The 15,479-nt window shown below is 49.2% G+C and carries 9 protein-coding genes and 1 pseudogene; 6 read left to right on the top strand and 4 right to left on the bottom strand.

Annotated features, from left to right (window positions below):
* On the top strand, positions 1–1,258 hold a 1,258-nt coding region (locus AC53L6_RS24135; RefSeq protein ID WP_496909685.1), incomplete at its 5' end, for a PA14 domain-containing protein.
* A gap of 183 nt (positions 1,259–1,441) precedes the next feature.
* Positions 1,442–2,282, top strand: a pseudogene (locus AC53L6_RS24130) (IS5 family transposase).
* 35 nt (positions 2,283–2,317) lie between these two features.
* Here the strand turns inward: AC53L6_RS24130 and AC53L6_RS24125 are convergent.
* Entirely contained in the window at positions 2,318–3,034 is a 717-nt protein-coding gene (locus tag AC53L6_RS24125; protein ID WP_496909684.1) for a hypothetical protein, read from the bottom strand.
* 520 nt (positions 3,035–3,554) lie between these two features.
* On the opposite strand from AC53L6_RS24125, the gene AC53L6_RS24120 reads away from it, so the two are divergent.
* Positions 3,555–6,107, top strand: a complete 2,553-nt coding sequence (locus AC53L6_RS24120; RefSeq protein ID WP_496909683.1) for a calcium-binding protein — start codon at positions 3,555–3,557, stop codon at positions 6,105–6,107.
* A 260-nt stretch (positions 6,108–6,367) separates the two neighbouring features.
* Here AC53L6_RS24120 and AC53L6_RS24115 read toward each other — a convergent pair whose 3' ends face one another.
* Positions 6,368–7,588, bottom strand: coding sequence for a calcium-binding protein (locus AC53L6_RS24115; RefSeq protein ID WP_496909682.1), 1,221 nt, complete (start codon positions 7,586–7,588; stop codon positions 6,368–6,370).
* A 265-nt stretch (positions 7,589–7,853) separates the two neighbouring features.
* Here AC53L6_RS24115 and AC53L6_RS24110 point away from each other — a divergent pair, with 265 nt between their 5' ends.
* Together AC53L6_RS24110 and AC53L6_RS24105 are read left to right on the top strand one after the other, a co-directional pair.
* On the top strand, positions 7,854–8,888 hold the full coding sequence (locus AC53L6_RS24110; RefSeq protein ID WP_496909681.1) for a glycosyltransferase family 61 protein: 1,035 nt from the start codon (positions 7,854–7,856) through the stop codon (positions 8,886–8,888).
* A 478-nt stretch (positions 8,889–9,366) separates the two neighbouring features.
* On the top strand, positions 9,367–9,993 hold the full coding sequence (locus tag AC53L6_RS24105) for a hypothetical protein (RefSeq protein ID WP_496909680.1): 627 nt from the start codon (positions 9,367–9,369) through the stop codon (positions 9,991–9,993).
* A gap of 54 nt (positions 9,994–10,047) precedes the next feature.
* Here AC53L6_RS24105 and AC53L6_RS24100 read toward each other — a convergent pair whose 3' ends face one another.
* Positions 10,048–11,655 (bottom strand): hypothetical protein, encoded by a 1,608-nt coding sequence (locus AC53L6_RS24100; protein ID WP_496909679.1) that lies wholly within the window; start codon positions 11,653–11,655, stop codon positions 10,048–10,050.
* Between the two features lie 508 nt (positions 11,656–12,163).
* Between AC53L6_RS24100 and AC53L6_RS24095 the strand changes: the two genes are divergently transcribed.
* A complete protein-coding gene (locus AC53L6_RS24095) occupies positions 12,164–12,751 on the top strand; it encodes a hypothetical protein (protein ID WP_496909678.1) in 588 nt (195 codons plus the stop codon).
* Between the two features lie 1,097 nt (positions 12,752–13,848).
* Here AC53L6_RS24095 and AC53L6_RS24090 read toward each other — a convergent pair.
* Positions 13,849–14,595, bottom strand: coding sequence for a class I SAM-dependent methyltransferase (locus AC53L6_RS24090; RefSeq protein ID WP_496909677.1), 747 nt, complete (start codon positions 14,593–14,595; stop codon positions 13,849–13,851).
* Between the last annotated feature and the right edge of the window lie 884 nt (positions 14,596–15,479).

Below are 15,479 nucleotides of genomic sequence, written 5' to 3'. Positions count from 1 at the left end.
AGATACAAATGGCCGACAACTAGTGACTGCTTACGAAGGTGATGTTCTCGATTCAAATACAGCTCCTGAGGACATCATTCTTTCTTCCACTGTTGTGTCTGAGCGGGTTGCAGGTGCAGTGATTGGAGAGATCCGGGTTCTCGACAGAGACAGTGACGACAGCCACACATTTACAGTTTCTGACGATCGCTTCGAGGTTGTAAACGGGCATTTGCAACTGCGCTCTGGAACGTCTTTGAGCTTCGACGACGCTAACATGATCAATGTCGAAGTCACTGCAACCGATACAAGCGGCGCGTCCATTTCTGAAAGCTTCGCCATCGAAGTTCTTGACGTGCAAGACCCTGTTGTTTCGAACGGCTTTCTTGCTCGATACCTTGGGTTGGATGACACGCAAAGAAGCTTAAATGACGTCAACTGGACTGATGTGGCATTGTATGAAGAAAGTATTGAACACATAGATTACGTCAACGGCGGCGGCTCGTTCTGGGAAGGGGGCTTACGAGATACTTTTGCGGCTCAAATTTCCGGGTACATTGAGGTCTCTCAAGGTGGCACATACAATTTCCATCTTGGTGCCGATGATGGGGCCGAGCTGTACGTAAATGGGCAACTCGTCATCGATCACGGCGGGCTACACGCTTTCTCGACCCGGTCGTTCGGGATTGAACTCTCGCCTGGTACTCATGAAATCGAAGTGCGCTATTTCGAGCATTACGGGAATGCAGGTTTGCGCCTGGAGTGGGATGGGCCAGATACAAATGGCCGACAACTAGTGACTGCTTACGAAGGTGATGTTCTCGATTCAAATACAGCTCCTGAGGACATCATTCTTTCTTCCACTGTTGTGTCTGAGCGGGTTGCGGGTGCAGTGATTGGAGAGATCGGTGTTTTCGATAGAGATAGCGGTGACAGCCACGCATTCTCAGTTTCTGATGATCGTTTCGAAATTGTTAACGGGCAAAATCGATCGGGAACAGACAGCGGCAGTACCAAAGAGGAAAGAGACGGCATTGAAAACGCTCAAACATGGTCTTCAACCTGCGATACATTCGAGTTTCTTGTTGACCTTGATGAATGCAGCTTACCCGACCAGAAATTTTGGGCGCAAGAAACGACCAAAAATAGCGATAGCGACTGTTCGGTTCGGTTCGAGGAAATCCATTCAACCGGGGAGTGGACCTCCAACGGCGGCATTGGAAGTTGTTCGTTAGATCAAATCTTTACCTGTGGTTGGGACGGTTTGGCCCTCTTGTGAATTCGGGAATTTTGTGTGTCTAGAATGCTTTGAACACGCCTTCTGCGCCCAACTGGAACCGTCAGTATCTAATAGCTCCGACCGCTGCTAAGTTTGTCATGTACAAAGTCGATGGCCTAGGGTCAGGATGCATTGATTTCGGTCACGCTGCCTGACTCATGGCTTGGAAAACGGAGCCGTGACATGAGCGATCTTTTCTGGCTAACCAACGCGCAGATGGAACGTCTGGCCCCTTTCTTTCCGAAGTCACATGGCAAGCCTTGGGTCGATGACAAACGTGTTTCGAGCGGGAATATCTTCATCAATCGCAATGGCTTGCGCTGGCGGGATGCTCCTGCCGCCTATGGTCCGCACAAGACGCTTTACAGTCGGTGGAAGCGTTGGAGCAAAAAGGGATCTTCGCGCGGATGATGGCGGGGCTGGCGGCGGAACACGGTGAGAGGACGACCGTGATGATCCCCTCTCGAGCCGTCACGTCGTGATGCCCTGCCGGGCAAGGGACGCGACATACCTCAAGGCCCACCGCACCGCGACCAGGATGGCCGCCAAAAAAAGGGCGCGCGGTCGCCTGATTCACTGCCCGGCAGGGTATTTCCGAAGGAAATGTCCCGAGAGGGGTCGAACCAAAGGCGGGATGAACACGAAGCTGCATGCCATCTACGACAGCCAGGGACGACCGATCGACCTATTCGTCACCGCTGGACAGGTCAGCGATTATATCGGCGCACGGGCTCTGCTCAGAGGTCTGCCAAAGGTCGACTGGCTGCTCGGGGATCGCGGCTATGACGCGGATTGGTTCAGAGAAGCTTTGAAAGACAAAGGGATACGCGCCTGCATCCCCGGTCGAAAGCAGCGCAAGACGCCAGTGAAATATTTCAAACGCTGTTACAAACGGCGCAACCGCATCGAGATCATGTTCAGCACGGTCAAGGACTGGAGACGTGTCGCGACCGGCTATGACCGATGCCCCAAGGTGTTCCTCGCGGCCATCGCTCTCGCTGCTCTCGTCATCTATTGGTTATGAATCCCGACCATAGGAAATTGGGTGGACTTAACTGTTTACGGTATTGACTGACGGAAATTGCTGCTTGAGAGTTCTTGATGCACAGCTTCCAAAAAGTTGTCCGGTAATTTATAGTATGCACTCAAAGCATCTATGCAAGCAAAATCGTTTCTAAGAAAGCGGACCAGATTCTGGTGCGCACGATAAGATATCTGTCTATCTTTATTATTCTTCTTTCGCTGATTAAATTTCTTTTTCTGACGCAAAGATGTTCCAAGTATCTCCAGAATGTCCTGGTCAAAATTCTCTTGAGTAATCACTCCAATTAGATGCTTTTCACTAATTTTATATACTAGAGGATCAAGGTAAAACTCAATTCCCTCTCCCAAGTGAAAAATTGAGTTGAAGTGCCCGTGGACACGAGGGTTCGGCGCGCCGCAATCGCGATATAGCTTTTCCGCCAACCGAGAAACACTCCTATAGTGCTTCAGGACTTCGAATTCACCAGGAAATCGACCCATCTGCTCACCTGTTTCAACCACCAACTTGTATCTCCAGTTGAAAGCAGACACAGCTCTGGATATTGGTGATCTTAGCGTCAATAGATAACGATTATCGTGTGACACAGGTGGCTTTCTTATGTGAACATACTTGTCGATCTTGTATTTTGAACGTCGCAGAGCAGCCAGCGTGCTGGATCCTGCACTCTTTCCAATGTGAACAAAGATAGAATCACCTAGTTTACTGCCAACTATGGATAAGTCATTCGCCATGTTACACCTCGCAAAGTTGAACCCCAGCTTGAGGGCGGAGCAGTTTGATTGAAGTCCTTCAAATGCGTAGCATTCTCAATTATTGTTTAAAGTGTGCAAGCAGCTCAAACGGAGACGCTGCGATCTTGTTGAACAACTTACCCAAAAGCTTTGCTTCGATTCTTTCGCGCCTAGGACCATGATGGTTCATCTCGTGTCTGCAAAGTGTCTCTCAGCCGCCGAAAGCCAGTGTCCGGCCTTTTTTTGAGGTGCAAGCCTTCGAGAAGTCTCTGTTTTAACCAACGTACAACACAAGTAGCGGAATGATCCATAGCCATCGATCACCAAAAATAGCCTTAACGGTTTAATGCCCACGGCTTTTGGGAGGTGCTTGGAGCTAACTCCGTCCGATCCGCGACATCGGGCTGGCGATGAACAAGAGCTATTGCGCAATGTGACTGTCGAAGGCAGCCAAAGTCATTTCTACTGTGTAATTGTCTAAAATTCGGGATTCAAGACACATTATTGTACATTTAGCTCCTTGGAAAACCTGAAGGGGCCTTCGATCTTCGGCTTTGGTAACTGCGGAGTTCAAGCTGTGTCTACGATCAAAACAGCATCACTGACGATTGAAAATTTAGGTTCCACTAGTGACACGATCAATGAAGGTCACTTTGGTACGAACATGTTATTTCATACAGATCGTACGGCAGAAGGCTCAGACTTTGAGCAGCTTGTCGAGTCTTCGGGAATTAATTCGATTCGCTATCCAGGCGGTACTATTTCGGAGCAGTTTTTCGATCCTGCGAACCCCAATGAGACAGTAGGGCAAAACTACTTTCACATAAGATCTGGTCGACAGGACATCGGCTCGCGTGAAATCCTTCCACTGGCGGACTATTTAGAGTTTGTGCATGGTATCAACGGAACGGCAACAATTGTATTTCCGACCTTCAGATACTTTGACCACAATACGCGAAGTCTATCCACAGGCGCAGAAGCAGAAATCACTGAGTTCATCACAGCGCTATTGAGTGAAGAATTTGGACCTATAGATCATATCAACATTGAACTCGGGAACGAATGGTATCAAAGCAACTTTGATTGGACAGCCGCAGAGTTTGGCCACCTTCAAGCTGAAATAGCGCGCATTATCAGTGAGGTTGCGGAGACGCTTGAGCTGCGAGGTCAGGTGAATATTTTTGCACAGGGTGATGCAGATGCTGACGACAATGCGACGCTCGCAAGCTTTTTTGATGGGGCCTACAGTACGCACTTGGACGGAGTGCTAGCACATATCTACGGTGCGAATTCGCAAGGTAACACGCTGGGAATTGGGGGAGCAATACAGCCGCGACTAAATGGTATGATGCAAGCTTGGGACGCTGCAGTAAACGCGGAGCTCATGCTTGCCATTACAGAATGGAACGTTGGTGAAAGTGGAGAAGACAGCACACTCATCAATGGGCTAATGCGCTCTGCACCATTACTACGAATGTTTGCTGAAATGATGCAGGCCGAAGTTGATGTTGCCCATATTTGGTCAATGCAAACCGCTGGCCCGGCAGGTTTAAGTGGACGGGAAGGAACCGGGTCCGAGTGGTCTCCTACCGGATATCTCTACAATATGCTTATGGACGGGGCATCAGGATCTCAGCTTGTAGACACTGGCACATCGTTCCGACTTCGTGATGATACGAATGCGGTTGTGGGATACACCTATACGTTTTCGCAAAGTGACCGGACAGATGTGTTTCTGTCGTCAGGGGTAGACTATGACTTGTCTTTCAATGTGGATCTTGTTGGCATGGTTAATGATGCCAGCCACATATATGTGAGCGTTCTAACTGCAGAGCCCGGAACGACTGGTTTAGAGTACAATGCGACTGCTGCATTGGAATTCATAACGGGGCTGGAGCCAAACGGTGGCGTGGGTGCCTCAGAAGAGCTGTCGCTGCTGATTGGTGCTTACGAGACCATCCAGATCACACTTACATACGGTACTGGTGTGAATCTTACAGCTGATCTCCAAATCGCGATATCCGATGAATTGTTCGGTTCGGAATTTGGTGATACCATTGATGGTGGCTTGGGTTCCGATAGTTTGTTTGGTTTTGGCGGTCGCGATGTTCTTTCCGGCGGGGGTGGAGATGATAGCATATACGGAGGTTCTCATCACGACACGGTTTTTGGAGACGACGGAAACGACGTAGTTGAGGGCGGGCAAGGTCGCGACAGTCTCTACGGTGGAAGCGGTGACGACGTTATCAGCGGCGGCGATTGGCATGATAGCATTTGGGGCGGCGGCGGCTCGGATTCACTGTACGGCGATACCGGAAACGATCATATTTTGGGGGGCGCCGCTGACGATTTCATTTTTGGCGGAGATGGAAACGACTCAATTGATGGCGGTGAAGGTCGCGACTTTATTCTTGGCGAAGGTGGCAACGATCGGATAACTGGGGACGGATCTGCAGATACGATCGACGGTGGAGAAGGCGTCGATACACTATCATTAACGTCTGTTGAAATGGGTGTTACAGTCTGGACGGGTTATGGAACCGTTGAGATTGGCCTCGAGCAAATACAATTCAATAACATTGAGATAATCGAGACAACCGATTTTGCGGATAGGATTTCGTTAATAGGACATGTACAACAAGTATTTTCCTTCGGCGGTGATGATAGCTTGCAAATTTGGGAGGCGGAGAATGCGTCTGCGTATTTGGGAAGTGGTGACGACCAAGTCTATGCCTTTGGCGGTTACGGAAACCACGTTCACGCGGGCGACGGGGAAGACTATTTTTTCATCTCATACGGCTCAAGCACATTCTTTGGAGGCTCTGGAAACGATGTATTTCTGCTGTTTAGTTCTCTCGGGACCACCATTGGGTATCAAAGGGGAAACGGGGATGATGTTGTATCCAATTTTGAGCCGGGACGCGATACACTGCTCATCGAACAAGAATTGCAGTCAAGTTTGACAATCGAAAGGGTACAGGATGGAACGTCGGTTCGCTTTGACGATGATAGTTCCATATTACTTCTGGGTGTGTACGAAACAGATCTCGGTGGGTCTTTTGACTTTTTTTGAACGCAATACTCTTTCTTAGCATACCGAATAGAGCTTTGGAACTTACCATTTGTCCAAGTATGAGAGCGGTAGTATTCAGGAGCGCGTGTTCATCGCCGAAAGGGGCATGTCAAGCGCAACAGGATTTCCAAAAACGACCACTCTGTTGGCGACACCTCGCTTTGCCGCGTATTTATACCGATGCTGAATTCGACACCTTAACAATCTTGGTTGAACGCTTAAACCCGTTCCGAATGGAGGGCAGGTCCTGTGCAAATCATTCAGCTCGAACGCGCGGGATAAGTCTTCACAATAATGTCGAACGTATCGATCCCGGCCGACTCGCCAGTCAAGATATCAAAATACTGATCACCTGTTTCAATGTCGGAATCGTCGAGGCCAACCAAGGGTATGCCCACGCGCAACTCCGTAACACCATCAATGGTTGCGACCACGGTATCGTCAACCAGGATTTCTGTTCCGTTGGCCAAATCAGATAATGCTACCCTATCAGCCAGATCAAAACTTGCGTCGTCAGGTTGATCTGGTTCACTGCCCGCAACATAGATCACGAGCGCGTCTTCAGACGGTGAGAAGTCAAGTATATTGGCCGCAACTTGAGAACGATTGACACTATGGTAGACTTCAAAGGAGTCGGCTCCTTCACCGCCAGTGCCTACATCTCCGTTGGACAGCAGCAGATGGTCATCGCCATCGCCGCCATTCAGCGTGTCAAACGAGGCGTTTGTGACCGAGTTGATGTCCGAGACGCGGCTATTTTGGTCAAAGTGATCGCTGGTTGCGTTTCCAATTAACCAGTCGTCTCCAGCACCACCATGCAACTGAGCGTGACCCTCAAAAGCGGCCAATTGATCATTCCCACTACCGCCATCAAGGAAAGCATCGTTGCCAGTTGCTACGGCGACTTCGTTTGCGTCACCTCCATAGAACTCTGCGCTATGAGCATTCACAGCCAATGTGCCTGTGGTATTCGTTCCATAGATTTCGGAAACAACGTCGGATCCGTGCACGACATCACCTGGTCCGGCGTGAATTTCGCCCGCAGCGAGGCCGTACGCATCGACTGTATCTGCACCATCGCCCGTGACAATGATTGCAGTTCCATTCCTCACTACTAAAAGGTCGTCACCCGCTCCGAGGTCAATGTGGATCAGTTCATCTTCATCGGCGACATAAATCGCATCGGAACCTATGATGTTCGTGTATCCCAAGGAACTGTCGCGACTTGGCAGTGTATCTAGTACAACTTGGCTATCAGCGTCATCCCCAATAAAAGTGTGGGAGGACATTTCTCCTGTTAGTGTCGTGATCTCCTGCAGAGCTTCGTCATCCAAAAGGTTGACATCCACCAGATTGGCTTCGCTGTCCTGCGCTACCTCCGCATCTTCCTGCGCGGTGTCTGACCCGTCGCCTTCATCCTCTTGCAGGAAGAAGCTCCCAGCCAACACACCGCCCATTGCCAAAGCAAGAAGTCCCAACATATCCACTCACCACACAGTAACCCAAGGATATGATAACGAAACCAGAAAACACGGCAATCGCAGGTTTTGTTGATGGTAAACAATTTCAAAATTACGCTCTCACATAATAAGGTCATTTGCGAGAAGGCAGAGGGAGCCGTATTTCCAACCTAGGTACCAAAGTGGAGAATCCAGCCCGTGCAGAAGTGTTTCAAAGTGTTCCAACGCCCCTGCGTGGTCAGGCTATGTCAACTGGGACAAGCAAAAAATGAGTAAGGTCCTAGGGATGAATTTTCACTGCAGTGGTGCGCTTGTGCCGACTAAATTCGGCGCTGATCGCATGCAGTTACAGGGTGGTGTTTGGACTGACAATTCCACCGCAAATGAAGGGCTTCTTTGTACTGGGCGGCTTAGAAACCTGGCCACTACTAGTGACCTTGATGCAACAGTTTCCAAAATACCCTCTGCGGTATTCGCTGGTTACGCGATCGACCACTTTGGGCACTTCCTTACAGAGAGCATCGGACACCTACCGAATGCTTCGTCGTCCAGTGCCTCGGGTCCACTTTTGTTTTTAGCGGGAAATCGGAAGTCTCAGCAACTGAAGCCATGGCAGATGGACCTACTGCATGTGCTTGGTTGGTCTCGTTCAGCTATGATCATCGATCAACCAACATTTGTACAAGACTTAATTGTGCCCGAGCTCTCATTTCATCAGAAAAGATCGGGGTACGGTGACAAAGCTGCGTTGCGATGGCGAGACGCGTTGTTCCCTGACAATCCGAAAACAACGGGCGCAAAAATCTACGTCAGTAGAAGTGAGTTAGATAGCAGTTTGGGTCGCTTCAAAAATGAAAAACTTCTGGAAGACTTGCTGCGTGGACAGGGCTATACTATCTTGCACCCGCAGAAAATGACCATAGAAGCTCAAGTAAGAGCATACAAAGATGCGTCACATGTGGTTTTGGCGGAAAGTTCGGCGATACATCTGCTCAACCTAGTATGCAGCTCATCTCAGAAAATCGCGTTACTGCAAAGGCGACCTAAAATACACGGTTCAATTAGGCGGGCAACGCGGTACTTCGCGCGCGCCCAGGTGGTGGGAATCGACGCGATCTCAAGTTTTGAAGGGGAAAAAGGCGTAGCTTGGCCCGAGTATAAGGGCAAAAGCACGATCGACTTCGATATAGTTCTGTCTGTGTTGGACGAATTGTCCTTCACAAGGAAAACCAGCCTCAAGAGGTTACAGTTTTCTAAAGAGCGCCACCGGACGAACGACTTCATACCCAACAATGTCGTCAAGCTGTTGTCGCTCACTTGAGAACTTTGCCCTGGATAACGCGGAACCTGCTTTCAAGATAGGCGATGTTTAACTCTCATGACCGCTCGGGCCCTGCTTTCGAGTTGGCAGGTTTTCATGCTCTCTAAGACACGATGACAAAACGAAATAGGGTTGACCCATGTCAATACGTGCTATCGAGGATATACAAAGCGGCTCGAAACCCGTTGACATCAGCGTTCATTTCGGCGCTTTCGCCACTTCCGCATCATTTATTCAATCTGTTCTAAAGTCACAAACAGACCACCTTCGGAAACATGGTGTTTGCTATTTGGGTCCGAATCAACTCCGGGGTGCTACTGGTCTAGTAAGTCCAAGAAGCCGAGAAAACCGTCTGCCTTCAGCTTGCGCATATCTGAATGCGGGAGTGCTCAAAAGGCATGTGGAAAAACATTTGGAGTGTTACCCGCTCAAGCACTTAATTATATCTGACGGTGCATTGCTTGGATCTGCAAGACGCATGACCATCGATGGGCGCCTGTATCCCAATGCAAAAGTTTTTCTGTCAGCGCTTCCGAGATGGATCGATAACGAAAACACCACTGTATTTCTGTCGGTCCGACACTTAGGAGATCTGCTGTCTGAAGAGATTTGTCGTGTCGCAATGCAACGCCGGATTCCCGATATTGCGCTTCTTGAGAAAACCCTCTGGAACAACTTAGGTTCGTGGAGCCAGGTGATCGCGAGGCTTCGATCGCACTACAAGAAGTCCAAAATGATGATCTGGAGGCACGAAGACTTCCAACAGGTCTCAGATACGGTTTTGCGCTCATTGACCGGGGGAGCGCAGGGGCATTTTAAAGGAGTAGAGCCAACTACTTTGTTGTCTTCACTCGCTTTAGACTACATGAGAAAGCATGCAGATGCTTCCGGGAAAGTAGATATTCCATCTCTGAGACTGAGGTATGCGATGAAACATTTTCCCATATCAGTTGAAAACCCCGGGTTTTCAATCGGCGATACATTTCTTCGAAGTCACCTTGACTCCCGGTACCGAAACGATTGGGCGGAAATAGTGGGTATGTGGCCTGAGTCGGTTCTCCCACATCAGAAATACCAGAGAGGCGGTGTCCGTGGCTCGGGCTGAGGAGGTTTCTGCTGGCTTCTTGCTTTGTCGGCGCAGTGACTAGGCTTACGCCTCCTAAGTTTTCTTTTTCGGCCTTTCAAAGAAACTCCAGCAATTTTCAAAGCCTTTTACGTTTGCTTCATGGTGCATGCGGCTTTGATCCATGCGTGAGAAAAGCGTGTGTGCAGTTCGGGTTCTAAGCAAGAATTCTTGCAGTACGCGTCCCGATATGTCATCGCGCGCTGACACTGCCAAGAGATGCGCAAGGAGGTTCAGCATCAAGTCCGTATTCCCAAGCGCAAACCGATCCAGCCCCTGAAATCCATTTTTTGTGGCAGGTTCGACATGCGCGTAGATGTTGTCAGGGGCATTACCCTCGAGTGCGCGTTCCGCTTCGTAAGCCTTCAAAGTGTTTGAGAAAAAATACCCGGCGGTCCCAACTTGACGTTGGGCTTCGGATTTCCCATGGTCCATAAAGGTTTGTAACACCGAGATGAGCCATCGCGTTGGCAACGTCGCCAGCATCATGTAGTATTGATGTTCCCATAAATGAAAAAACAGACGCTTTGCATGTTCGGTATGTGGTGTCGACCTGCGCAGATAGCTGATCGCAAATGCGTTATAGAAGCACACCAGCGGCAAGCCCCTAAAGCGATGACGGAGAATTTTCTGTTGTTCTCTCATGTCTTGACGACCCCCACCCGGGAAAGCTTCCTCACCTTCCGTCAAATCTATGCATGCCTGCTTAAAGTCTATGGTTAACTTTGGAAGAAGATTGGGCTGATCTTGATGATGGATGCGACTATTGGCGCGATCCCATAAAGGAGATAGCTCATTTGGTAACTTGATGGGACGAATACTCTCCGGCGGCCAATCTGTCATACTGTGACAATCAAATTGCAAGCCAACCGTCCCTACATCGGCAATGGATGTACCTTCGCTCGACCCAATTTCAGCTGTGACGGTGATTGATCTCCGAGCGTTTCTTTTTGCGTAGGCGGATGAATGAGACCGATTAATGACCTCGAGCGCCTGTAATGTCTGTGAATCCGGAGCTTTGTTGGACCAATACATGTCATAGGCATCGTCTTTGAAAAGAGCATTCGGCAGCGCTGTTTCGACGAAACGCTGAACGACTGAACCCTCACTGCGAGATGTGTAGGGCAAAACGACAAAGCGATCACCAAATCGTTTTCTGACCTTTCTCAGAACAGATGGCCACGTTCGGTCTCCTCTAATTCTTTCAGCAAAACTGTTAAAGTCCCTTGCAGATCCTCTGTGTTTCAAGTTTTGGTTATAAACGCTTCGAAGCCAGTCGTCTTCGTTGCGTACAAAGAAGTAGTATGTGCAGGAAAAGACGTCGTTTAACGCTTCATCTAGCAGCCTTATGTTTTCAAATAGCCGAGGATAAACCCGCCAGGTTCCTCCTCGTCCAACCAAGCCTCCTGACAAGTCTTCGCTGGAAACGACTATCGTTTTTGCTTGCGTTAGCAACAGTAGATTTTTCAACTCTGACACAGTTTTGAAAGATGCTGCCCAGTCTTTGTTCTGCAGCGCGTTGCCAAGTTCTTGTATAATAGGATCCTTTAGATAGAGGATGTCCTTGGCAGTAAGGCTGTCGACCGACAGGTTGTCCTTCAGGAAGTCCTGAATTGAAGTTGAACCTGTCTTATGCGGGCCCAAGTGGACATGAAGGTTTCGCAAACTCTGTATACCTCGCGGCAAGGTGCGTTAGAGTTTAGTCTAACACGCATCGCGTCGCTGACTTCAAGGCCATTATACAACGCCGTGCCATGGTTCATCCTTCATTGGAAAGGGTTGATTCCTTGGTTGTCAGAAGAGTTCGAGTAAGACCGGTCATTGAAAACCGCTCTCCACAGACGTCGCGAGCTTCTGGCGTTTCTGAGTGACGGCTTGACGGAACTCATCTTAGGTCAGGCCCTGGGCTTTAGGTGGTTCAGGCTTTCCTTGAGAATGAGCTTGTCTAGTTCGAGTTCCTCGACGATCTTCTTCATCCGCGCGTTCTCCTTCTCTAGGCTTTTCATCTCCGACTACTGCGCGCGTCCAATCCCGCGGAACCGTTTACTCAAGTGTAGTATGTCGCATCGCTGATTCCAACCGCGCGGCAAGTTGATGCAACGTCGTCGCCAGCAGCTTCAACATGTCTTCGTCTCAATGTCGTCTCCTCGCCATGCCCAATCCCACTCTCACGGCCAATTTAAGAACCCAGTTCTGCGGGGAAGGACACCAAGCCCACTTCAATGCATCAAATTTTCCTGATGCAACAGCGTGGTTAATCAGATTTTATCCTCACTCTGTCACGCCTTTGCAGCGGATCAGAGCCTCAAGGTACACAATGCACTTTCCTATGTCGCGATCAGAAATTGGCCTATTTCTTGGAATCCATTCATCGCAAGTGGAGGCTTTGTGGGCGTCGGGCCAGCTGAAAAAAACCCTGTCTTGTCCGTACCGACTGGTAGAGGCGCTCAACTACAGCACAGTTTACGATGTACTTGAGTTTGCACTCACCATGCATGGATCTGCACCATCCTTGCCGAAAGACGTTGCGGTCTGCTGGGTCGAGCTTTTGGCCGAGGTGGAAGAATGGGATGACTTCATAACAAGTTCGTTCGCAAAGCGTATCAAAATTCTCTTGGTCGCAGCGGCTGATGCCGGACTAACAGATTTGACCTCTGAGTCTCGGGCAATGGCAGAAGCGCTGATCTTTCTGCAAGACGCTCTGATGCATGCGTGTGGTGGTGTGACTGACGTTGCCTGAGTTCAAGCTTTTCTTGAGGATGATCTTGTGGAGTTCAAGCTCCGCCACGATCTTTTTCAGCCGAGAGTTTTCTTTCTCCAGGCTTCTCATCTCAGACAGTTGCGATCATGCCACTCCGCCGAATCTCTTACGCCAGTTGTGGTAAGTCGCATCGCTGATGCCGATACTAATTAAAACTTGGGTCTCGAACCGTTCTTATTTCGGCATTTGGTTTGCCTTCATAAACGGTGCGTAAACCAAAAATCTTGATGTTTGGCGAGATGACAATCTGTACATCACGTGTATTTGCGCGAGCAGTATTCCTCTGAAATGGGCATTCACAAACGAGGCGTGTACGTGAAGTAGCGTTTTCATGAGGTTATTTTGCATTCTCAATTCAATCGGCAGGATCAGGAAAGAGAGGCGCCAAGAGTTGTGAGCTCTCAACGCCTTCCAAACGAATTTCAATTTTTTGAGTGATTTGATAATTTTAGTGACTGCTCGCATTGTGGATAAACAAACTGTCTTTCTGTAACCTTAACACGCAGCAAATTATCGATCCTGCGTATCGTTCGCATACATGTTTACCAATCGCTTCGCGTCGTGAGAACTCGCTTTCCCGCACCCAGGTTACTCGCGATTTGGACCGGATTGCCGAGCCGCAGAGCATACGGATGCGTGGTGTTCCGAAGCTTCAGGGCAGATCGAACGTCCAGCGCGATCCTAAAGTAGTAAAATAATGGAAGCAAAGCCACCTTTCATTGCAGGGGCACCCCGCTCCGAAAGGCATGATCGAGCGTTACAATGATCGTTTGAGACACCGGTGCGTGAGCCATCACAGCAACATCGGCCCGTGTCAAGCCCGGCATGTGATTGACGCCAATCGCCGGGATTACATGCATGGATCCCCCATTTCCGCATGAAAGAGCTGAAATCAGGCGCGTATCAGCATAAACCAGGAGCGGATGAATCCTAAACGCAACTTGGTTGAACATGCGGGCCTTAATAGGATTGAGCCTCTTGCCGGGAGCGGATACGTTATTGCACAACCCAGGATAGCTTTGGATGTAACTAACCGCTAAACAAGAACGTTCAAACCCAGTGCGTATTAACAATGCTTAAGGTGAGACATACCTTGGTTTGCTCAAAGCATTTTCGGGCAAGCAAACTGTCTGAAACATCTGCAGTGAGCGATTCAAGAAATCCGATGCAGGTTGATATTCGAATGAGGAAAAGAAAATTTCAACGGTTTTACCGGAGAACTCGACATCTTTGTACTGTGTGACAATTTCTTCGTAGTGATCGGCTAGGACGGTATTGGACGAGGATATGTTCGAAACTACAACCAAACCTGTGGGTCTGCACCCAATAATATCAAGTGTCAATTCTGGTCGATATCTTTGTAAGATTGGAATAAGCTTCCAAACGTCACCAGTCCATCCTCCTTTCTTGACCGCTCTGTGATTGCGTGTTGTCATCTCTGAATTCAGCGGACAGCAATCATGTATGGCGATTGCACCTCCATCGGCAGTGTTTCGTTCAGTATTGATGAAGTCTCTCAACAGGTATTCAAAAAGGTGCATGCCGTCCAAAAAGCTGAACGAGATTCTGATATGGTTCTTTTCCAAAAATTGCGAAGCAAAAAACTCATCACTAGTTATCTGAAAGAAGAGCGCACTGCGTTTGGTTCCCAAAACGTTCGAACTGATCCTAAAAAAAGGATCCACGGCAACTGCGTTGCCCCGAACAGGAGCAATCGACGTTCCAGTACGGCTCCCGATTTCAAGGTACCAATCAAAGAGATTCCTTGCATGTAGGTCGCGCAAGAATTTTTGGTAGCGAATGTCCTTGGAATGTTTGAACATGTTGGATCAGTTTTTTGGTTAGACTCATGCCGCGGTATCTTCCATCGACGACAATGGTGCGGCACATAATGATGCGCTATCATAGTTTACCGGCTGAATGCGTCTAGTGTTCAACTATTCATCACCAATGAGGTCAGAAGCAGGTGATTTACTAATCTGAGCGGCGAGGTACTAGGCAGCATGCCCGTCCAGCACTAGCACACCAAAACCAACCAGACAGGCCGCCATAACTTCGAACCGCGAAATACAAGAAGGGCGGGCGGCGATCATTCGTCAGAGTATCGCGAGCTATCTTGGATCCTGTCCTTGCCCCTACAACATAGACCGTGCTGATAAGCGATGTGGAGGCCGAAGTGCTTGGTCTCGACCAGGTGGCTATAGTCCCATTTGCTACAAAAACGACGTTAGCGAAGCCAGGCTAAATTCTTACTTCGCAAGGCAACGCTAGAAAGCCGCCATCGGCACCTTAAAACCAAGCGGCCAGTGTCGCAACTTCCGCTGTCCCTGCTGACGCCCTAGGCGCGTTGTCGATACGAAATCGATTTTGCGTCCTACACTAGGTACAACTGTTTATGCTTTGTTCGGGCCACGACAGCCGTGTTGGTTGATCCGAGCACCGCATAGTCTCTGTGGTTATTGTCATGAACTGCATCCACGGCGGCGAGCAGCACATCGTGTTGAGCAGAAACCAAAGCACGCCTTAGGTCTTTCTCCAAATGTTGCATCCGATGGTTCTTTGCGTAGTTTAAGAGGTCAGCACACACCTCCACAATCCAGTCATGTTTTTGCATTTTCGAATCCCCGGGTTGAGTGGTGCTACAACCAGACGATGTATTGGTTACTGGATGTTTAACCCGGGGTGGGGTTGAGGGTCCTGTTGCTCA

Source organism: Tateyamaria sp. LSS28 (assembly GCF_059611725.1).
The sequence above is the reverse complement of the archived record's forward strand: the minus strand, read 5'-3'. Positions and strand labels throughout refer to the sequence as shown.